This window comes from Sphingomonas sp., assembly GCF_030145815.1.
In the GTDB taxonomy this organism is placed as follows: Bacteria; Pseudomonadota; Alphaproteobacteria; order Sphingomonadales; family Sphingomonadaceae; genus Sphingomonas.
In genome coordinates this window covers 115,021-136,232 of the sequence record NZ_JAIXHL010000008.1, presented here as the reverse complement: position 1 = coordinate 136,232, position 21,212 = coordinate 115,021, and the positions used below count along the sequence as shown (strand labels likewise).

Here is a 21,212-nt window from a genome sequence, read left to right as displayed (position 1 = left end):
GATTCGCTCATGCTGCCTGGGCCTCGAAATTGCCGAGATCCTCGGCGATGCGGCGGGTCAGATCGTCGCGCACCATCTTGGCGGCGACGCCGATCGCGGTTTCGACCCCGATCTCATTGGCGCTGCCATGGCTCTTCACGACAATGCCGTTGAGGCCGAGAAACACCGCGCCATTATGGTTGTTGGGATCGAGGTGATGGCGCAGCAGATCGGTCGCGGGCTTCGAGATCAGGAAGCCGATCTTCGAGCGGATCGAACTGGAAAAGGCGCGGCGCAGCAGGTCGGCGACGAAGCGCGCGGTGCCCTCGACTGTCTTGAGCGCGATATTGCCCGAAAAACCGTCGCACACTATGACGTCTACATTACCGCGCGACATCGCATTGCCCTCGACAAAGCCGGTAAAGCGCAGCGGAAGATGCGTTGCGGCGCGCAGTTTCTGCGCGGCGTCGCGAATGATGTCGGTGCCCTTCTGCTCTTCGGTGCCGATGTTGAGCAGCGCCACACGCGGCGATTCGAGGTCGAGAACGGTGCGCGCATAAGCGGCACCCATCACGGCGAACTGGATCAGGTTGCGGGTATCGACCTCGGTATTGGCGCCGAGGTCGAGCATCACCACGTCGTTATCGCCCAGCGTGGGCATCCGCGCGGCGAGCGCCGGGCGGTCAATCCCCGGCATCGTACGCAGCGCCAGCTTCGCCATCGCCATCAGCGCACCGGTATTGCCGGAGGAAACGGCGGCGGCGGCCTCGCCGCGCTTCACCAGATCGATCGCGATGCCCATCGACGTCGTCTTGGCGCGGCGAATCGCCTGGCTCGGCTTGTCGTCGGCGGTCACCACCTCGGGCGCGTGCACGATTTCGGACGCAGCGGTGAGGTTGGGATGGGCCTTCAGCCCTTCGCGGATCGCCGCTTCATCGCCGACGAGCAGAAAGCGCATGCCATCGAACCGGCGTCGCGCGCGTGCGACTCCGGCGAGCATGACCGCCAGCCCCTCATCGCCGCCCATCGCATCGACGGCGATTCGCGCGGTTGAGGTCATGACCGACAGCCCCCTTTAATCGGGCTCAGCCCTCGACCGAAACGATCTCGCGGCCGTTATAGTGGCCACAGGCGCCGCACAGCACGTGCGGGCGCTTCAGTTCACCGCAGTTCGGGCATTCCTGGAAGGCCGCAACCTGCAGCGCGTCGTGCGACCGGCGCATACCGCGGCGGCTCGGCGAAGTTTTTCTCTTGGGGACGGCCATTTCGGCAAACCTTCTTGAACTGTCGACTTAAAACCTGGATCGCGATACGCCCATGATGGCGAACGGGCAAGCACCGGGGTCCGGCACTCGCCGGACAGCCCTGGGCCAGTCGCGAAGCGAGCGAGCGCCTATACCGATTTCCGTCCAAGTTGCAAGGCGGGGCGCGGCGTGGCAGCCACAGCGTTCCAAAGGGGAGGAATCAATGGACGCCATCATCCTGCCGGTGACGCTCGCGACTGCGGCAGCCTGCGCATTGCTCAACGTCTGGCTTGCCGTCCGCATCGGCCAAGTGCGCCGGGCCGAGAAGGTCTCGATCGGCGACGGCGGCAACCCGCGCCTGATCGCGCGGATGCGCGCGCAGCTCAATTTCGTCGAATATGCGCCGATCGTGCTGATTCTGATCGGGCTGATCGAACTGGCCGTCGGGACCGAAACCTGGCTGTGGGCGGTCGCGGCATTATTCGTGTTCGCACGGATCCTGCACGCGTTCGGTATGGACGGATGGATGCCGGGGCGGGGCATCGGCATCGCCGTCACCCTGCTGGTGACCATCGGCCTTGCCGGATACGCCGCCGCCATCCCCTATTTCTCATTCGGCGAATCGGAGACGATCGAGCTGATCGAAACGGCCGGTTAGAGTTCGGCGACCCACGCGGTCAGCAGGCTGTGGGCGATCGCGTAGCGCGGCGGAGCGATGAACCGCGCCTCCGAATTGCCCGCCAGCGCAGCACGAACCTCGTCGCGCGTTACCCACATCGCGTCCTCGATCTCGGTAGTGTCGAGCGATAGCGTGTCGTCTTCGGCACGCGCGATACAGGCGATCATCAGCGACGAGGCGAACGGCCAAGGCTGGCTGGCGACGTAGCGGACATCGGTCACGCGCACGCCCGCTTCCTCCAACGTCTCCCGCGCCACCGCTTCCTCGATCGATTCGCCGACCTCGACAAACCCGGCGAGCGCCGAATAACGCCCCGTAGGCCACGCTGCCTGGCGCCCGAGCAGCGCGCGATCCCGATACTCCGCCAGCATGATCACCACCGGGTCGGTGCGCGGGAAATGCTCCGCGCCGCACCCGCTGCATCGCCGCGCCCAGCCGGCGCGAAACAGATCGGTCACGCTACCGCACGCCGCGCAAAAGCCGTGGCGCTGGTGCCAGTCGACCAAACTTCGCGCGCAGGCATAGAGGCTCGCCTGGTCCGGCGGCATCAGCCCGAGCATCGCGAACAAGGCGGGCGAGCGCGCCGCGCCATGCCGCTCGCTCATGCGCAGCGGCGCGAAATGCGGCTTGCCGTCGATATAGCCGAGGAACAAAGGCTCCGCGTCGTCGGGCAGGTCGGCAAGGCTCACCCATACCAGCCGCCCGTCGCGGTCCAGCTCAGGGTCGAGTCCGTTGAGCTTCAACAGCCGCGCACGCCAGTCGCTCAACGCGGCGGCAAGCGCATCTGGGTTGTTGCGCTCGCGATCGGCGCGGTCGAGCACCCCGCCGGTGAAGCCGACCTCCAACTTCATCAACGCGCCGCTTGGGCGTAGACCGCTTTGACCGCATCGGCGCGCAGCGGCCATTTGTCCGACGGGAAGTAATTGACCATCACCGTCCCGCGAATCTTCTTCGACGGATCGACCCACGCGACCGTTCCCGCCGCGCCGCCCCAGCCATAGGTCCCCTTGCCCGCTCCGCCCGGTACATCCTCAAGCTGGACCGATCCGCCCGCGCCATAGCCCATCTTCGGCCCGGTCGCGCCGCCGCTTCCGCTCGGCGCACCGCCATAAGTGACACTGGCGGGCAACAGATCGGACATGGCGAGGCGCACCGTTTCGGGCTTCATCACGCGAACGCCGTCCAGCGTCCCGCCATTCACCAGCATGTGCAGAAAGCGGTCATAGTCGCGCGCCGACATCACCAGCCCGGCCCCGCCATAGGGAAAGGACGGCGGCGTCAGCCAGGCCGAGCTCTTCGCCGGATCGAACGGAATCCGGTTCTCGCCCGCCCAGGCATAGTTGGTCGCGAACCGCCCGACTTCCGACTGCGGCACCGTCCAATAGGTCGAGGTCATCTTGAGCGGCGTCAGCATCCGCGACTGCAGGAACTGTTCATAGGGCATGCCCGCCGCCGCCTCGATGATCGCGGGCAGCAGGTCGAGGCTGATCGAATAGCTCCATTTGGTCCCAGGCTCGGCGATCAGCGGGAGCGTGGCGACGCGCTCGGCAAATTCCTTGAGGCTCTTGGGACGCAGCGGCCGCGCCTGCGCCTCGAGCGCGGCATTGACTGCGCCCGGCGTGATGCCGAGTCGCTCATATTCCTTGAGCAACGGCCCCTTGGTAATGATCGAATAGCCAAGGCCCGCGGTGTGCGTCAGCAGGTGCCGCACCGTGATCTGGGTCGTTGCGGGCCGGCTGTCGAGGCTGTTGGCCGGATCGGTCAGCACCTTCATGTTCCGGAAGCCGGGAAAGAAATCGGCGATCGGCTGGTCGAGCTTCAGCTTGCCATCCTCAACCAGCATCATCGCCGCCATCGCGGTAATCGGCTTGGTCATCGAATAGACGCGCCACAGCGAGTCGGGGCCAGCTGCAGCCGCGTCGGCCTCCACCGCGATCCGGCCTGCGCTGGCAAAGACCGGCGCCGAATCGCCGACGCCGTAAGCGACGACGATGCCCTGCGCGCGATTCTGCGCGACATAATCCTTGGCCAGCGCCTCGACCGGACCAGCGACGCGCGTTGCCGTCGCCGCCTGTCCAAACACCGCCGCCTGCGGGGTCATCAGCGCCAGCGCGGCCGCGCCACCGATCATCCAGGTCCGCTTCATGCTTCGCTCTCCATCGCCTCGACCGCCTTGGCGAACAGCCGCGGAAGTCCTGCCTCATCCAGTCGCGCGATCGGCCACCATTCGCCATCGACCGCGTCTATGTGACGCGCGAGTGTTGCAGTCGCAAGCACGGCGTTGAGCTCGAAATGCGTAAAGACGTGGCGAATCGCAGCGTTGCGCAGCGTCCAGTCAGCCGCGACCGGCGCATCTGCCAGCCCCGGCGGGCTATCCGCCCACGGCCCGGTCGGCAGCGCGCGCATGCCCCCCAGCAATCCCTTGGAGGGGCGACGCACCAGCAGCACCGAGCCATCGCGCTCCAGCCAGAAGAAGGTGCCGAAGCGCACCGGCCGCCCCGCCTTCTTCGCCTTGACCGGAAACGCTTCCGGCGTCCCCGCTCGCCGCGCGGCACAGGGCTCCGCCAGCGGACAGAGCAGGCATTTGGGATTGCGTGGGGTACAAATCGTCGCGCCCAGATCCATCATCGCCTGCGCAAAATCCCCCGCGCGCGCATCCGGCGTAATCGAATCGGTGAGCGCGCGGATCTGCGGCTTCGCACCCGGCAGCGGGTCGACCACGGCAAACAGCCGCGTCACCACCCGCTCGACATTGCCATCGACCACCACCGCGCGCTGCCCGAACGCGATCGCCGCTACTGCCGCCGCCGTATAGGCCCCGAAACCCGGCAGCTTGCGCAGCGCAGCCTCATCCTCCGGCAGCCGCCCGCCATGCTCCCCAGCCACCGCCCGCGCCGCCGCCAGCAGGTTGCGCGCACGGGCATAATAGCCGAGCCCCGCCCAGGCGCTCATCACATCGGCATCATCCGCCGCCGCAAGGCTGGCAAAATCGGGCCAGCGCGTCGTGAATTTCTCGAAATAGGGGATCACCGCCGCAACTTGGGTCTGTTGCAGCATCACTTCCGACAGCCATACGCGATAGGGGTCGGGCGGTGGCGTCCCGGGCGGCGCGCGCCACGGCAACAACCGGGCATTGGCGTCGTACCAAGCGAGCAACAGATCGGCGATGACGTGAGAAACATTGTCGGGCACGCCCCGGCTATGGCATGGACCGGGCGAATGAGTAAGCCGCGCGCCAGCACCGACGAACCTCGCCGCAGCAACCGGGTCCGCGCCGTCGCGGATCTGGTGCCGGACGTCGGCCGCGTGGCGTTCCGCAAGTTCGGCTTCGTCCAGAGCGCCGTGCTCAGCCGATGGAGCGAGATCGTCGGCGAACGCTATGCCGGGGTCTCATCCCCCGAATCAATCCGCTTCCCGCGCGGCGAGCGGTCGAACGGGGTGCTCAGCCTGGTCGTTCAGGGCGCGCACGCCCCGATGATGCAGCATATCGCGCCGGAGATCGTCGAACGCGTGAACCGCTTCTTCGGCTATCCCGCCGTAGCGCGGGTCACGATTCGCCAGGGTGAAGTCGCCCGCAAACCCAAACCCGCTGCCCCTGCCCCCGTCGCGCCGCTTCCCGCCGAGCTGGGCGACAGCCTGCGCGCGATCGTCGATCCGGAATTGCGCGCCGTGCTTGAAGGATTGGGGGCCGGGCTCGCTACGCCGCCGCTCAAACTGGGAAAGATCGATTGATGCGTGTGTTTGCTATCTTCGCTCCGCTGGCCATCGGCGCGCTGGTTGCGGGCGGCGCGACCGCGCAACAGCCGAAAAAGGCGGTCGCGGCGCGCGATTGGTCGACTCACGTCGTTCAGGCCCCATCGGGCGCCTATCTGATCGGCAACCCGGCGGCGAAAGTGCGGCTAGTCGAATATCTCAGCTACACCTGCGGCCATTGCGCCGAGTTCATGGCCGAATCGAAAGCGCCGCTGAAGGACGGCTATGTCCGCCGCGGCGCAGTGCGGATCGAGGTGCGGCATGCCGTACGCGATCCGCTCGACATGGCCGCAGCGCTGCTCGCGCGCTGCGCCGGACCACGCGGCTTTGCCAGTGCGACCGACGCGATCTTTGCGCAGCAGGGCGACTGGGCGCGCCGTGGCACGGCATGGTGGCAGGCCAACGCCGCCGCCCTGCAGTCCGAAACCCGCCTGATGCAGTTGAAGGCGGCAGCCGAAGGATCGGGCCTCGCTACGCTGATGCGCAGCCGTGGCATGAGCGATGCGACGATCAACCAGTGTTTCGCGACCCCGACCGACCTCAACCGCCTGACCGCGATGGCCGATGCATCGTGGAAGGTGATCAAGGGCACCCCGACTTTCGTCATCAATGGCAAGACCGGCGGGGGCGGCCACTGGGACACGCTCGAACCCGAACTGCGCGCCGCCGGAGCGCGCTGACCCAGACCCCCAAATGTGGAGACGTGACTTGAAGCGAATTGCAATCGGCCTGGTATCGGCACTGGCGCTGGCCAGCTGCGGTGGCGACAATGCCGGCAACAACAGCACCGCCGCACCGGCGGCTCCGGTCGCGGGTGCATCCGCACCGGCGGGCACCGCATGGGTCGACACGGTGGTCAAGACGCCCGAAGGCGGCTTTCGCATGGGCAACCCCGATGCGCCGATCAAGCTCATCGAATATGGCTCGCGCACCTGCGGCCATTGCGCAAACTTCGCCGTGACGGGGATGGAGCCGCTCAAGGCCTATATCGCGACCGGCAAGGTCAGTTTCGAATTCCGCGACTTCCTGCTCAACCAGATCGACGTCGGCGCAGCGCTGGCCGGCCAGTGCGCCGGGCCCGGCCCGTTCTTCCCGATTCTCGATCAGATGTTCGCCGAACAGCAGACGTTGATGAGCAACGGACCGAAGCAGGGCGACCCCTTCATCCAGCAGGTCGAAGCGATGGCGCCGCAACAGCGCATTGGCGCAGTGGCGGAGAAGTTCGGCTATCTCGCCTTCGTCCAGCAGCGCGGCGTCCCGGAAGCACAGGCGCGCGCCTGCCTGGCCGATGCCGCCGCGACCGATGCGCTGGTCAAGGCTTCCGAGGCGGGCCAGAAAAAGTATAACATCTCCGGCACGCCGACCTTCATCCTCAACGACAAGGTGCTGGAGAACACCGGCACCTGGCCGCAGGTCGAAGCCGCGCTGAAGGCTGCAGGCGCCTGAACCGCATGATCGGGCGGGGCCGCTGACATGCAGATCAAGCGGCTCCGCCTGACGGGGTTCAAGAGCTTCGTCGATCCCGCCGATCTGCGCATCGAGCCGGGACTGACCGGCATCGTCGGCCCCAATGGCTGCGGCAAGTCCAATCTGCTCGAGGCGCTGCGCTGGGCGATGGGCGAGAACAGCGCCAAATCGATGCGCGGCGCTGGGATGGAGGACGTCATCTTCGCGGGCACCGCCAGCCGCCCGCAGCGCGATTTCGCCGAAGTCTCGATCCTCGCCGAACAGGCCGGCGGCCCCGATGACGGCGAGCTTGAGGTCGTCCGCCGGATCGAACGCGGTGCGGGGTCGGCCTATCGCATCAACGGTCGCGACGTGCGCGCCAAGGATGTCGGCCTGCTTTTTGCCGATTCGGCAACCGGCGCGCACTCCCCGGCCTTGGTCAGCCAGGGCAGGATTGGCGCGATCATTCAGGCGAAGCCCGGCGAGCGCCGCCAGATGCTGGAGGAAGCCGCCGGCATCTCCGGCCTACATGTCCGGCGCAAGGACGCCGAGCAAAAGCTGCGCGCAACCGAGGCCAATCTGACCCGGCTCGACGAGATGATCTCGGACCAGGAGGCGCGCGCGGCCGCGCTCAAGCGTCAGGCGCGTCAGGCCGAACGCTATCGCGAGCTGTCCGACCGGATTCGCGTCGCCGAGGCACGGATGATCTTCGCGCGCTGGCGCGACGCCGCTGCCGCAGCCGACGCGGCCAAGCAGGAAGCCGCCGCTGCGGAGGCTTTGGTCGCCGAGCGCACCGCCGCGCAGGAGGTGGCGCTCGCCGCGCAACAGGCGGTTGCGACGACGCTCGCCACCGCGCGCGCTGCGGCGCTGGCCCAGCGCGACCGTGCGAGCGAGGCGATGCACCGGTTGGCGACATTACGCAGCGAACGCGCGGCAATCGACCGCCGCGTTGCCGAGCTGCGGGACAGCGCTGCGCGGCTGGAAACCGACAAGGAACGCGAAGGCGCCCTCGCGCGCGACGCCGCCGACGCGCTCGCCCGGCTCGACAGCGAGACACAGGCGCTCAACGCCCGCGTCGTCGAGGCTACTGCACGGATGCCCGATCTCGACGCGGCACTCGCCGACGCCGAACGCGCTGCACGCGACGCTGAGGTGGCGCTGGCGCAAGCCCTCGCCGCACAGGCCGCCGAGGCCGCCGAGACCCGTGTCGCCGATGCCGCTTTGGCCGCTGCCCGTACCCGCGCCGAGCGTGCGACGCGCGAAGCCGCGCGGGTCGAGGCCGAAATTCGCGCACTGGGCGATCCCGCCCCGCTCGCCGCCGAACGCCAACGCGCAGCTGAAGCCCGGGCGCAGGCGGCACATCAGGCCGAATCCGCGCGCACTGGCCTCGCTCGTGCCGACGCCGCCGAGCGCGCCGCAATCGACTCGCGCAGCCGCGCTCAATCCGCCCGCGCCGAGGCGCATGCCGAACTCGCCCAGCTCGACAGCGAGGCGGCGGCCCTGTCCAAGGCGACCCGTCCTAGCGGGAAGGAGCGGCTGCTCGACAGGCTGACGGTCGCGCCCGGTTATGAACGCGCGCTCGCCGCCGCGCTGGGCGACGATCTGGAAGCCGGCCTTGATCCCGCGGGCGAGCGCCATTGGGCAGGGGCTGAAACGCTGCCCGGCGACCCATCGGCGCCGCGCGGGACGACCCCGCTTGCTGCGCATGTTACCGCACCGCCCGCGCTTGCCCGGCGGCTGGCGCAAGTGCTGGTGGCCGAAACCGACGACAGCCAGCCGCTCGCGGTCGGGCAGCGGCTGGTGACGCTGATGGGCGTGCTGCGTCGCTGGGACGGCTATGTCGCACGCTCGGGCGGCGCGGCGGCTGCGGAGCGACTGGAGCGGGTCAACCGGCTGCACGCAATCGAGAAAGCGCGTCCCGCCGCCGTCCGCGCGGTCGATGCCGCCGATGCCGAGCTGAGGCGGATCGAGGCCGAGATCGCCGAAGCGAAGCGCGCCGCATCCGATTGCCGCCGCCTGCTCGACAGCGCCGAAACCAGCGGGCGCGAGGCCGCCCGCGCCGAAGACCGCGCCGCCGCCGCGCTCGAACGCCTCGATGCTCAGCGCGCCGATCTTGAGGGGCGCCGCGCGCGCACCGTCGCCGAGCAGGAGGAAGCAGCGGGCGAAGTCACACGTGCCGAAGCCGCGCGCGCCGCCCTGCCCGATGGCAGCGAAACCCGCGCCAAGGTCAGCGCACTGTCGTCCGAAGCCGAATTGCGCCGCACCGCAGCCGCGACCGCGCGGGCCGAGCGTGGCGCGCTGGAACGCGATATCGCCGCCGCACGCGAGCGCCTTGCCGCCGCCCAGGCCGAACGGCGCGGCTGGACCTCCCGTGCCGGTGAGGCCGCGCGCCGCATCGCCGAGATGGACGCCCGCGCAATCGAGCTTGCCGAAGCCTCGGAAGCACTGGCGACCCGCCCGGCCGAACTGGACGCATCGGTCAGCGAGGCCGAACGCGCGAGCGAGGAAGCCCGGATCGAAAGCGCCGCCGCCCAGCTGGCCGAGCGTGAGGCCGAAGCCGAACTGCGCGACACCGAAGTTGCCGTCCGCGCTGCCGGCGACGCCTTGGGCGAAGCGCGCGAGCAACGCGCCGGTGCCGTCGCGCGCGCCGAGAATCACGATCTGCGCCGGGTCGAGATGAACCGCCTGTCGGGTGAGCGTTTCGAATGTCCGCCGCCCGTCCTGTCGCAACGCGTCGGCTTCGACCCCGAGAGCGTGCGCGGACCACAGGATGAATCCGCCGCGCACGACCGCCTGATCGCCGAGCGCGAGCGGATCGGCCCAGTCAACCTCGTCGCCGAAACCGAGCTCGCCGAACTCACCACCGCCGCGCAGACCGCCGCTGCCGAGCGTGACGAGTTGATTCAGGCGGTCCATCGCCTGCGCGGCAGCATCGGCACGCTCAACCGCGAGGGTCGCCAGCGCCTGCTCACCGCGTTCGAGGCGGTCGACCAGCATTTCCGCCGCCTGTTCACCACCCTGTTCAACGGTGGCCAGGCGCATCTCGCACTGATCGACTCCGACGATCCGTTGGAGGCGGGGCTGGAGATCATGGCCCAGCCCCCGGGCAAGAAGCTGCAATCGCTGACGCTGTTGTCGGGCGGGGAACAGGCGCTGACCGCAGTCGCGCTGATCTTCGCCCTCTTCCTCACCAACCCCGCACCGATCTGCGTCCTCGACGAGGTCGACGCGCCGCTCGACGACGCCAATATCGAGCGCTTCTGCGACCTGCTCGAAGCGATGACGCGCGAAACCGCGACTCGCTACCTGATCGTCACCCATAACGCCGCGACGATGAGCCGCATGCATCGCCTGTTCGGCGTCACCATGGTCGAGCGCGGCGTCAGCCGCCTCGTCTCGGTCGACCTGGGCGGCGCCGAATCGCTGCTGGCGGCGGAGTGATGCGCAGCGACGTTCATTATTTCTCGGTCGCGGATATCGCGCCGATACGGCGGCTTCTCGGCAAACTCGCACGCCCCTCGCTGCGCTCGGTCGCGATCCTCGTGACCATCACCGCATCACTCGGGCTGCTGGCACTTGTAGTAGGCGAGGCTAAGCTGGTCGCCATTCCAGGGGTGGCGGTGGCGATCGCCACTGTCGCATGGCTGACGCCCAGCCTATCTCGCCGGACGCTCGAGCAATGGATCGACCAGCACGCTCTCTGCGCGCCCTTCACGGCATGGGATGATGTCGAAATCCGTCATGGCGGATGCATTCACGGGACGGATAGCGTGTTTCCGTGGAAGTCGATCCGTGCCGCGATCGCCAGCCCCGACTACATCATTTTGCTATCGCGCTGCGGCCCGCTGATCGTTCCGCAACGGGCGCTCGACGCGCAGCGCGCGGCGGATCTGCTGCGCCAGCTGGCCACCAACGGGATCGCGGTGCGCCTTGCCGACTGACGCGATCCCCGCGCCGCGTCCCACCCGCTTCCGCCTCGCCTTGTTCGGGTTCGGGGACTTTGCGTTCAATCTCTACTGGCAGAGCGCGATGCTCTTCCTGCTGTTCTACTACACCGACGCCTTAGGGCTGCCGGTGGGGGTGGCGGCGACGATCTTCCTTGCGGCATCGGTGTGGGACGGGATTGCGAACTTCGCCGCCGGGCTGCTCGCCGACCGGCATGAGCCGCGCGGGGGACTCGGGCGCTTGCTTGCGCTCGGCGGGGCGCCGCTCGGGCTTGGCTTCATGCTTGCCTATCTCCCGCCGCTCGTGCCCGGCTATTGGGGGATGGCGGGCATTTTTGCGGGCCATATCCTCTTCCGCACCGCCTATGCCTTTTTGAACGTCCCCTATCTGGCGATGAGCGCGCGGGTCAGCGCCGACAGTAATGACCGCGCCTTCGTCGCCGGCGTGCGCATGCTGTCGGGCACGCTCGCCGCGATCGTCGTCGCGCTCGGCACCGTTCCGCTGGGCTCGGGTCTGCTCGGCGTAGAGGCAGCGGCGGACGCCTATTTCGGCGCGGCGATCCTGTTCGCACTCGCCGGAGCGGCGATCCTTGCGGTGGTCGGTGCCAGCTATCGCGAAGCCGATGTGCCCGAGCGCGCCGCGGCGGTTCCGGTGCTGACCGCATTGCGCGTGATCGCCGCCAACCGCGCCTTCGTCACGCTCAACCTCGCAATGATGGCGGTCATCGTCGCGGTGACGATCCTCAACAAGTCGGTCCTCTATTATTTCAAATATTTCCTGCACGACGAGGCGAGCGGGCAGCTGGCGCTCGCGTCGATGAGCGTGGTCAGCGCGGTGTCGGTCCCGTTGTGGATGTTGCTCCGCCGCCGCATCGGCGCGCGCGGGCTGTGGTTCCTTGCCGCCGGGCTTGCCAGCGCAGGGCTCGCGGCATTCGCCCTGTTCGATATCCACCGCGCGGGGGTGATGCAGGCCTATCTGATGGCGATGCAGGCGATGATCGTCGGGCTCAATTTCGTGTTCTGGGCGATGCTGCCCAACACGATCGAATATGGCGAGCAGCGCACCGGCCTGCGCGTCGAGGGCGCGGTGTTCGGCATGGCGGCGCTGCTGCAACGCGTCGCGATCGGCATCGCCACCGCGATTATCGGCTTTGGCTTCGATGCCGCGGGCTATGTCGCCAATGTCGAGCAAAGCGCGGCGACCCTGACCGCCATGCGCCTGACGATCGGCGCGGTCCCGCTCGCCTTCCTCATCTTCTCGTGCGTCATGATGGCGCTCAACCCGCTCGCGCGCGGGGCACATGCCCAGATTGTCCGCGATCTACGCGGATAGAGTTGTTTTCAGTTAGGCGGCACCGGCCCGCTCCCCCACCCGGCCACCCATAGAATACACTGGCGTTGGGTGGCCGGGTGGGGGAGCGGGCCGGTGCCGATTCAGCGAAGCTGAAAACGTTTCAAACTCCCCCAAATTCGGCACCGCCCCGGGGGAGGAGGGGGAGCTGGAGCGGTGCCGAATCCCGGACCAGGTCCGGGGCGCGCGGCCGTCAGGCCGCTGCGAGGGTAAAGGTCGAATGCACGCCCTGCGCTTCCGCCGAGGGCGCGATCCACACGTCGAACAGGCCCGGCTCGACCGTGGGCTTCAGGTTCATGCCGATGAACTGCAGGTCGCGGCGGCGCAGCACAAAGCGCACCGTCTCGCTCGCGCCGGGGGCCAGCGCCAGCTTGCGGAACGCCTTGAGCTCACGCACCGGACGGGTGATGCTCGCCGCGCGGTCGCGGATATAGAGCTGCACCACTTCTTCGATCGCCCGGGTGCCGCGATTGGTGATCGTCGCGGTGAAGGCGATCTCGCCGTCCCACGACAGCGTTCCCTGTTGCGGGGCCAGACCCGCATATTCGACCTTGCCATAGGTCAGGCCGTGACCGAACGGATAGAGCGACGAGTTGGGGCTGGTCCGCCAGCGGGTCTTGTAGGGCTCGAGCTTGTCGTCGCTCGGGTTCGGGCGGCCGGTCGGCTTGTGCGCATAATGATAGGGCTGCTGCCCCGATTCGCGCGGGAAGCTGATCGGCAGACGCGCCGAGGGGCTATAGTCGCCGAACAGCACGTCGGCGATGGCATTGCCGCTTTCCGACCCCAGGAACCAAGTGACAAGGATCGCGGGCGCGTTCTTGACCGCCCCCTCCAGCGCCAGCGCGCGGCCATTCTTGAGCAGCACGACGATCGGCTTGCCGGTTGCGGCGACCGCTTCGGCCAGCGCCATCTGCGGCGCAGGAACGGTGATGCTGGTGCGCGACTGCGCCTCGCCCGACATGTTCTCGCTCTCGCCGATGGCGAGCAGCACGACGTCCGCCGCGTTCGCCGCCGCTACCGCCGCAGCAATGCCACCGTCGAGCGGTTCTTCGACCTTGGAGCCGAGCGTCACCGTCACGGGCGCGTTCTTGCCGAGCGCATTGCGCACCCCGGTCGCCAGATCGATCGCCTGCTTGTTGTCGCCATAGACACACCACGGGCCATTCAGGTCGTGCTGCCCCTCAGCGAACGGGCCGATGATCGCGATCTTCTTGTCGCTCTTGGGCAGCGGCAGCAGGTCGCCGTCATTCTTGAGCATGACGATCGAGCGCTTGCCCGCCTCGCGTGCCAGCGCCAGATTCTCCTTGGTGCGGGTGCGCGCTGCTTCACGCTTTTCGTCGATGCGACGGAACGGATCCTCGAACAGGCCGAGCTTGGCCTTGAGCGCCAGCACCTTGCGCACCGATTCGTCGACGCGCGCCATCGGCACCTCGCCCTTCTCGACCAGGTCGGGCAGGTGATCGCGGTAGAAGCCGCTGGTCATGCTCATGTCCACGCCGGCCATGAAGGCGAGCTTGGTCGCTTCACGCGCATCGGCGGCATAGCCGTGCGCGATCATTTCCATGTCGCCGGTGTAGTCGGAGACGACGAAGCCGTCGAAACCCCATTCGTCGCGCAAAATCTTGCGCATCAGCCATTCATTGCCCGTCGCCGGAACGCCCGACAATTCGTTGAACGCAGCCATCGCGGTCGGCGCACCAGCCGCGAATGCAGCCTGGAACGGCGGGAAATAGACTTCGCGCAACGTGCGCTCGGACACGTCGACGGTGTTATAGTCGAGCCCGGCCTCCGCCGCGCCATAGGCAGCGAAATGCTTGGCGCAGGCCATCATTGTGTCGATCGCCTTGAGGCTCTTGCCCTGAAAACCGCGCACGCGCGCTTCGGCGAACAAATTGCCGAGCAGCACATCCTCGCCCGCACCCTCGACCCCGCGGCCCCAGCGCTGGTCGCGCGCGATGTCGACCATCGGCGCAAAGGTCCAGTCGATGCCCGCAGCCGCCGCCTCGAACGACGCGGCAGCCGCCGCCTTTTGCGCAAGCAGCGGCTCAAAGCTCGCCGCCTCGCCCAGCGGGACGGGGAAGATGGTCCGGTGGCCATGGATGATGTCGGCGGCGAAGATCAGCGGAATCTTGAGCCGTGAGTCCTTCATCGCCGCAGTCTGCATGATGCGGCACATGCGGGCATTGTTGCCGTTGAACACGCCGGTGATCCGACCCTGACGCACTTCGTCGACCTGCTGCGCGAAGTTCGCGTTGGAGCCGCTCGGCGGGTTCATCGCGATCGCCGCGCCGCCGCCCCAGGCGGACGCCATCAGGCTGAGCTGCCCCGCCTTTTCGGCGAGCGTCATCTTGGCGATCAGCGCGTCAACGAAACCGGGGACCTCGATCTTCGCGGCCTCGCCCATCAACGCCCGCGCCGGGCTGTGCAGCCATGCGGCGACCGCACCTGCGCCCATCAGAGCGGCGCGGCGGGAAATCCGGGTGTCGAACATGGTGATCCTCTCCTGAACGGGTTGCACCGGCAAGCGTATGCGAAATAACAATGGCTGGCGCGCGCCGAATTGACGGCGTCGCGGCAAACCGTAACCGGTTACATGACGCCTAACGAACGCGTTTGCAATCGGGAATGACCCGGTAGAGAAGAACGTTCTCAAAATGGGGGGACAAGACGAGATGGGCGAGGCGACGATTCGGGATGTGGCACGGCACGCACAGGTGTCGATCGCCTCGGTCTCGCGCGCGCTCAATGGCTTGGGCAACGTCCGCGCCGAGACGCGCGAGCGGGTGATCGCCGCCGCTGCCGAGCTTGGCTATGTCCCCCATGCCGGTGCGCGCAGCCTCAGCCTGGCGCGCGCGCACGCGATCGGCGTCGTTTTGCCCGACTTGCATGGCGAGTTCTTCAGCGAGTTCGTCCGCGGCATGGACCGTGAGGCAAGCCGGCGCGGCTATGTGATGCTGCTGTCGGTGATGCACGACGATAGCGAGCAGGCGGCGGTGGCGCTGCGCGCGATGCGCGGTCGTGTTGACGGACTGGTGGTGATGGCGCCGCATTTGTCGGAAGGGATGCTGCGTCGCGCGCTGCCAACCGCGCTGCCCGCGCTGATCATCAACGGGCCGCGCAGCATTGCCGATATTGCCACTGTTCGGCTCGACAACGCCACCGCGACCGAGGCGATGGTCGCGCATCTGGTTGCCACCGGGCGCCGCCGGATCGTCCATATCGCCGGGCCGGACGGGAATATCGATGCGGACGAGCGCGCCACCGCATTCCGCGCCAGCATCGCGCGGCACCTGCCCGGGACCGAGCCGATCGTGTTGCCCGGCGACTTCGCCGAAGAGGGCGGAGAGGCTGTCGCACGCGCGGTAGCCGCGGGCGAGTTCGCATGCGACGCAGTGTTTGCTGCCAACGACATGATGGCGCTGGGCTGTCTTCAAGGCTTGCGCGCCGCCGGAATCGATGTGCCGGGACAGGTCGCCGTCGCGGGCTTCGACGATATCCCGCTCGCCCGCTATCTCGGCGTCACCACGATGCGTGTGCGGATTGCCGAACTGGGCGAGGAGGCGATCGGCCGGGTGATCAACGTGCTGGAGGGTGAAGGCGCCGACACGCGCGCCGAGCTTCATCAGGCCGAACTGGTCGTTCGGGCGACCAGTGCGGGTTAACGCACCCGCACTGGCTTGCTGCGTTTCGATACGCCGGCTTCGTTGAACGCCTCGACGGCCGCGTAATAGCCGACGCCCTTGTTGAGCGCGCGCAGGTCGAGGCGCGCCTGCGGGCCGTCACTCAGTTCGTCGGCAAAGACCTGATAGGTCAGCGTCAGCCGGTCCGGGCGGATCCCCCACATGACGTTGTACCCCACCGCCCCTGGCACCTTGCGCCAGCGCACCGTCGCATTGCGTTCGTCCGTGTCGCGCACCGGCGCCACCGCCCCCGGCATGGTGGGAGCTCGGCCATCGGCATTCCCGAACACCCGCAGGTCGTTGATCGCCAGATGCGCGCCGCCGATATGGCCATGGACGTACCGGACAAAGCGGACCTTGGCCGGCACCTCAAGCTGGAAATAGGCGTTAGGCCGGTCGCGGCGCGGGGCTTCGGTCTCTGCGAGCTTTGACCAACTCTTGCCGTCGAGCGATCCCTCCAATGAGAACTCGGTATAGATGTCCGGCGCGTCGCCATAGCGACCGGACTTATAGTCGGCGAAATTGACCTGGATCGCGCGCACGCTCTTCGCCGCGCCCAGGTCCATCGTCAGCGTCTCACCCGGCTGTTTGCTGGCGGCGACCCAAAAGGTCCGCGGATTCTCGTCCGCCGCGCGGCTCGCGTCATATTCGCCCAGCGTCGAGGATGCGGTCAGCTTCTTGCGGTACGACAGCAGCATCCAGCCGGTGAACAGCCCCTCGATGTCCTCGACCTTCCCCTCCGGCATCCAGTGCGGGAAATCGCCGAAGCGCGATGAGGCCCACATCTGCCCATCCGCCTCGAACCGCGTGGGGAACAGGTTGATCCGCCGCTCGAACGTCCAGTTATGGCCGAGCCACGGCGTGCCGCTGTTCCACCAATTGCCGTGATGATCCTGCACCGTCGAGCCATGCCCCGCGCCTTCGACAAACCCGCCGGGCTTGTAGGCGACCGGGTTCCACGGCGCATAGGTGAACGGACCGAGCGGCGATTTTGAGGTGTAGGCGCCATTGGCATAGGCATTATACTCGGTGCCCGGTGCGCCATATTGCAGGTAGTAGGTCCCGGCGACCTTGGTCATCCAGGCGCCTTCCATGAACGGCTTGATCGGGGTGCCGTCGGGCAGGGTGCCCGAATGATCCTGACCGAAGCGTTCCCAGCCATGATTGTCGGGGTCGAGCTTGAACGCCTCGGTCGCGCGGCCCTTGTAGATCATCCGGCCGTCCTTGAACTCGATCCCGATGCCATAGAGCGGGAAGACGTTGGATGATCCCCAATAGAAATACCATTTGCCGTCATCGTCCAGGAACAGCGCCGGATCCCATGGTCCGGGCGGCACATCACCGGGCTTCATGTTTGCCTCGCCACCCGGCCAGATCTGGCCAGGCAGGCGCGGCATGCGGCGGACGAAATAGTCGAGCTTGCCCGTCTCCGGCGCGTCGGAGATATAGACCGACCCCGGCTCCATCATCGACGGCATCAAATATAGTCGCTCGCCATCCGACCAGGCGGCGGGCGCCACGAACCCGCCCTTTTCCCAGCGGCTGGGGGTGATGAAGGTCCAGTCGATCAGGTTGGTCGAGCGCCAATAGCCCTCGGCCAGCGTCTGGAAGAGATAATAAGCGCCCTTGTGGCGGATGATCACCGGATCGGCGCCGGTGCGGTACGAGATATCCTCGTTCACCTGCTCATAATTGTAGCGGTAATCGAGATCGATCGGATTGGCATAGCTGCGCTTGCCGGACTGAGCGCTCGCGGCGCCTGCCGTGCACAGGGCGGCCATCGCCAAAGCAAGGGTTGCACGCATCGATCATCTCCCAAACCTGCGCAGCGACGCGCTCGCCGAGACTGTAACCGGTTACAGTTTACAGCGAAACCCCGAAGGGTCGACCTGGACGTCGCCGCCCCGGCCGTTAGCCCCTCACTCCCACCAATAAGGGCGGCGCTTCGCGGTCCCGGTATCGACCTCGTTCATCGTGCGCGGGTCGTACATTCGCCCGCCCAGCATGACGCGGTTGATCTTGTCGCTGTTGCGGATGTCCGCTGTCGGATCGGCGTCGAGGACAAGCAGGTCGGCCAGCTTGCCCGGCTCCAGCGACCCGACATCCTTGGCGTAACCCAGCGATTTCGCCGAATCGATGGTACCCGCGCGCAACGCCTCGACCGGGGTCATGCCGCCGCGCACGAACGACCACAACTCCCAATGCGCCCCGATTCCGGCCTGCTGGCCATGCGCGCCGATCGCAACCAGCTTGCCCGCCTGCATCACCTTCTTCGCCTCACGCGCATTGTCATCGTCGACAAATTGGCTTTCCGGCGCCTTGGTCACGCGCATCGTATCGGCGCGCAGCTGCGCCGGGGGCGTGTGCACCATCAGCGGGTTTTCCCAGACGTTGGTCGCCTGCCGCCAATAGGGATCGCCGGCCAGGCCGCCATAGGTGACGACCAGTGTCGGGGTGTAGTTGGTGTCGCTCTGCCCAAAGAACTGCAGCACATCCTTGTAGAACACCTCGCCGGGCACATTATGCTCCAGCGTCGAATTGCCGTCGGCGATCAGGTTCATGTCCATGCCGAACAGCGACCCGCCCTCGGCCACCACCTGCATGCCCTCCGCCCGTGCGGCGGCGACCACCATCTGGCGCTGTTCGCGGCGCGGCTGGTTGTAGTTCTTCACCGAGTATGCGCCCTGCGCCTTCAGACGGCGGACATGATTGAGCGCGTCGTCATAGCTGTCGATCTGCGCATAGACCCCGGCGTTCTTCGCGCCATAAATGATCTCGCCGGTCGAAAAGATGCGGGGGGCGAGGATCTTGCCGGCCTGCTGCATCTCCGCCGCGGCAAAGACATGTGCCGCCTGACTCGACGGGTCATGCAACGTGGTGGTGCCGAGCGCGAGGTTCTGGAGCAGTGACCAGTTCTGCTGCGGGATCAGCTCATCGGTGCCATAGGGACCATGCGCGTGCGCATCGACCAGACCCGGGATGATCGTCTTGCCAGTAACGTCGATGGTCTTGATCCCGGCTGGCAGCTGGATCGCGGCAGTCGGGCCGACCTGAACAATGCGGTCCCCCTCGATCACGATGGTGCCATTCTCGATCACCCCGCCATCGGCACCCGCCATGGTGACGATCCGCGCGCCGGTGAGCGCGACCGTGCCGCTCGCCTTGGCGGCCTTGACCTCCATCGCCATCGACGCGGTACGCGGGGTCACGGTGACCTTGGCACCGCCGGGAGCCGAGGCGAAAAAGGCGCTGCGGTCGGCGGTGTAGAGCGTCGGACCGAGGCTCCAGTGCAGCCGCGCGCCGTCGCCCGACCAGGTGATGTAATCGCCGCCATCGCTGCTGACGCGCACCACCGGGAGCGCATCGCCACGCGGCGCGACGGTCACCTGCTGCCCACCGGGCATCAACGGCATCGCGAACACCTGATAATTCTGGCGGAAGGCGACGCTCTTGCCATCCGGCGCGACGACGAACTCGTTCGCCAGCTCGCCGGCCGCATGGACGCGCTTTGCCTCGCCATTGAGGTCGGTGGAAACCAGCTGCAGCTTCTCGCCACCCTCGACCATGAAGATGCGGTCGTTCGATGCGCCATAGTGCGGGCGCGACAGGCTGCGCGTGACCATCACCGGCGTGCCGCCAGCGGTCGCGACGCGATAGACGCCGGGATTCTCACCCCATTTGGGCGCAGTCAGCCCGCCGCCATCGCCCTTCTCAAACACGATCGTCTTGCCGTCGGGAGAGAATTGCGGGCGCGCATAATGGCCCGGCTGCTGCGTCACGCTCCGCGCCGCGCCGCCCGAAGCGGCAACCACGCGGATCGACCCAAGGCTTTCGTCATTCCACTGGACGAACACGATCGAACGCCCGTCGCGCGACCAGGCCGGGAACAGCTCCGTCCCCGCGCCATCGGCCAGGTTGGTCAACCGCTTGGCCGTTCCGCCCGCGACCGGCTTCACCCACAATTTGCCCAGGCTCTCGAACACCAGCTGGCTGCCATCGGGCGAGACGGTGGCGAAACGCGGCATCTTGGTCGTGAAGCTTGCCGGGGCGACCGCAATCTGCGGGTGCGGTGCATCGGCGACGGCGCGGGTATCGGCGACGCGGAACGGGATCACCGCCGCATTTGCGCCGTTCGCATCGACGCGGCGGATCTTGCCGCCCGCCCAAAACACGATCGACTTGCTGTCGGGCGTCCAGTCGATGTTGGGATAGACGCCGGTGACCGCCCAGGTTTCCTGCACGTCCTGATCGAGCGCGCCATAGACGATGCGCTCGGCACCGCTCGCCATGTCCTTGACCCACAGCTTCGACTTGCCCGCCTCACGCCGGACGAATGCGATCGACTTGCCGTCAGGCGAAGGCGCGGGACGCACTGATCCACCCAGCCCCGACACCGCAGTCGTCGTCTCGCCGGTCTCGAGGTCATAGCGCTCGATATTGAACAAATTGGTGTTCGAATCCTGCGCATATTCGAAGATCGGGCCGGACGTAATGTTACGGGTGAAATACACGCCCTTGCCATCCGCCGAATAGATCGGCTCGCCGAGTTCCTTCTGGTGCCTCTCGTTCGGGCGCTTGACCAGCTGCACGCCCGCGCCGCCCGAGACGTGGTAGAGCCACACCTCACCGGTGCCGAGCGAGCGGCCCGTGGTGAAATGCTTCTTCGCGACGATATACTGCCCGTCCGGCGACCAGCTCGGCTGGTTGAGCAGGCGGAAATCCTCCTTGGTCAGCTGACGCTTGTCGCTGCCATCGGCATTCATGATCCAGATATTGTCCCCACCGCCACGATCGGAGGTGAAGGCGATGCGGCGGCCATCGGGCGAGAAGCGCGGATGCACCTCCCACGCCATGCCCTCGGCAATTCGCGTCGGCGTGCCGCCCGCGATCGGCATGGTGTAGATGTCGCCGAGCAGTGCGAACGCGACGCTCTTGCCATCCGGGCTGACATCGACGTCGATCCAAGTGCCTTCGTCGGTGTCGATCTTCGCCTGTTTCAGCGTCGCGCCTTGCGGCGCGTTGACGTCCCATTTGGGCTTTTCGGCGGGCTTGTCCTGCGCGTTTGCCTGACCGATGACGAAGAGCGCGGCGAGGACGCCGGCGACCGACTGACGCATATGGGACTCCCTGAATATG

The 21,212-nt window shown here is 67.1% G+C and carries 16 protein-coding genes; 8 read left to right on the top strand and 8 right to left on the bottom strand.

Annotated elements, in window-relative coordinates:
* Nucleotides 1-7: 7 nt before the first annotated feature.
* Complete coding sequence (plsX, locus tag KYX69_RS09140) at nt 8-1,039, bottom strand: phosphate acyltransferase PlsX (RefSeq protein ID WP_300496334.1); 1,032 nt, start codon at nt 1,037-1,039, stop codon at nt 8-10.
* 25 nt (nt 1,040-1,064) lie between these two features.
* Nucleotides 1,065-1,244: a 50S ribosomal protein L32 gene (gene rpmF, locus KYX69_RS09135; RefSeq protein ID WP_300496333.1), complete on the bottom strand. Its 180-nt coding sequence runs from the start codon at nt 1,242-1,244 to the stop codon at nt 1,065-1,067.
* Between the two features lie 202 nt (nt 1,245-1,446).
* Here rpmF and KYX69_RS09130 point away from each other — a divergent pair, with 202 nt between their 5' ends.
* Nucleotides 1,447-1,881, top strand: coding sequence for an MAPEG family protein (locus KYX69_RS09130; RefSeq protein ID WP_300496331.1), 435 nt, complete (start codon nt 1,447-1,449; stop codon nt 1,879-1,881).
* On the opposite strand, the gene nudC is transcribed toward KYX69_RS09130, so the two are convergent.
* Genes nudC through mutY form a run of 3 tightly spaced genes read right to left on the bottom strand, consistent with a single transcriptional unit; the run spans nt 1,878 to nt 5,094 of the window.
* On the bottom strand, nt 1,878-2,753 hold the full coding sequence (nudC, locus tag KYX69_RS09125) for an NAD(+) diphosphatase (RefSeq protein WP_300496328.1): 876 nt from the start codon (nt 2,751-2,753) through the stop codon (nt 1,878-1,880). The genes KYX69_RS09130 and nudC overlap by 4 nt on opposite strands.
* Nucleotides 2,753-4,048, bottom strand: coding sequence for a serine hydrolase (locus KYX69_RS09120; RefSeq protein WP_300496325.1), 1,296 nt, complete (start codon nt 4,046-4,048; stop codon nt 2,753-2,755). Before KYX69_RS09120 ends, nudC begins: the two co-directional genes overlap by 1 nt.
* Nucleotides 4,045-5,094: an A/G-specific adenine glycosylase gene (mutY, locus tag KYX69_RS09115; protein ID WP_300496322.1), complete on the bottom strand. Its 1,050-nt coding sequence runs from the start codon at nt 5,092-5,094 to the stop codon at nt 4,045-4,047. Before mutY ends, KYX69_RS09120 begins: the two co-directional genes overlap by 4 nt.
* Nucleotides 5,095-5,121: 27 nt before the next feature.
* Here mutY and KYX69_RS09110 point away from each other — a divergent pair, with 27 nt between their 5' ends.
* From KYX69_RS09110 to KYX69_RS09085, 6 genes are read left to right on the top strand one after another with little or no spacing between them, the layout of a single operon-like run.
* Nucleotides 5,122-5,634: a DUF721 domain-containing protein gene (locus tag KYX69_RS09110; protein WP_300496319.1), complete on the top strand. Its 513-nt coding sequence runs from the start codon at nt 5,122-5,124 to the stop codon at nt 5,632-5,634.
* Nucleotides 5,634-6,335, top strand: a complete 702-nt coding sequence (locus KYX69_RS09105; protein WP_300496316.1) for a thioredoxin domain-containing protein — start codon at nt 5,634-5,636, stop codon at nt 6,333-6,335. The genes KYX69_RS09110 and KYX69_RS09105 overlap by 1 nt, the downstream gene beginning before the upstream one ends.
* Nucleotides 6,336-6,363: 28 nt before the next feature.
* Complete coding sequence (locus KYX69_RS09100) at nt 6,364-7,101, top strand: thioredoxin domain-containing protein (RefSeq protein WP_300496314.1); 738 nt, start codon at nt 6,364-6,366, stop codon at nt 7,099-7,101.
* A 27-nt stretch (nt 7,102-7,128) separates the two neighbouring features.
* Nucleotides 7,129-10,542 carry a chromosome segregation protein SMC gene (gene smc, locus KYX69_RS09095; RefSeq protein WP_300496311.1) on the top strand — a complete coding sequence of 1,138 codons (3,414 nt, stop codon included), beginning with the start codon at nt 7,129-7,131 and terminating at the stop codon, nt 10,540-10,542.
* Nucleotides 10,542-11,042: a YcxB family protein gene (locus tag KYX69_RS09090; RefSeq protein WP_300496309.1), complete on the top strand. Its 501-nt coding sequence runs from the start codon at nt 10,542-10,544 to the stop codon at nt 11,040-11,042. The genes smc and KYX69_RS09090 overlap by 1 nt, the downstream gene beginning before the upstream one ends.
* On the top strand, nt 11,032-12,378 hold the full coding sequence (locus tag KYX69_RS09085) for an MFS transporter (RefSeq protein WP_300496307.1): 1,347 nt from the start codon (nt 11,032-11,034) through the stop codon (nt 12,376-12,378). Before KYX69_RS09090 ends, KYX69_RS09085 begins: the two co-directional genes overlap by 11 nt.
* A gap of 211 nt (nt 12,379-12,589) precedes the next feature.
* Here the strand turns inward: KYX69_RS09085 and KYX69_RS09080 are convergent, their stop codons facing one another.
* On the bottom strand, nt 12,590-14,887 hold the full coding sequence (locus tag KYX69_RS09080; RefSeq protein WP_300496305.1) for a glycoside hydrolase family 3 N-terminal domain-containing protein: 2,298 nt from the start codon (nt 14,885-14,887) through the stop codon (nt 12,590-12,592).
* A gap of 163 nt (nt 14,888-15,050) precedes the next feature.
* Here KYX69_RS09080 and KYX69_RS09075 point away from each other — a divergent pair, with 163 nt between their 5' ends.
* On the top strand, nt 15,051-16,058 hold the full coding sequence (locus tag KYX69_RS09075) for a LacI family DNA-binding transcriptional regulator (protein WP_300496302.1): 1,008 nt from the start codon (nt 15,051-15,053) through the stop codon (nt 16,056-16,058).
* On the opposite strand, the gene KYX69_RS09070 is transcribed toward KYX69_RS09075, so the two are convergent.
* Nucleotides 16,055-17,881: a family 43 glycosylhydrolase gene (locus tag KYX69_RS09070; protein WP_300496300.1), complete on the bottom strand. Its 1,827-nt coding sequence runs from the start codon at nt 17,879-17,881 to the stop codon at nt 16,055-16,057. The genes KYX69_RS09075 and KYX69_RS09070 overlap by 4 nt on opposite strands.
* A 114-nt stretch (nt 17,882-17,995) precedes the next feature.
* Entirely contained in the window at nt 17,996-21,193 is a 3,198-nt protein-coding gene (locus tag KYX69_RS09065; RefSeq protein WP_300496298.1) for an amidohydrolase family protein, read from the bottom strand.
* Between the last annotated feature and the right edge of the window lie 19 nt (nt 21,194-21,212).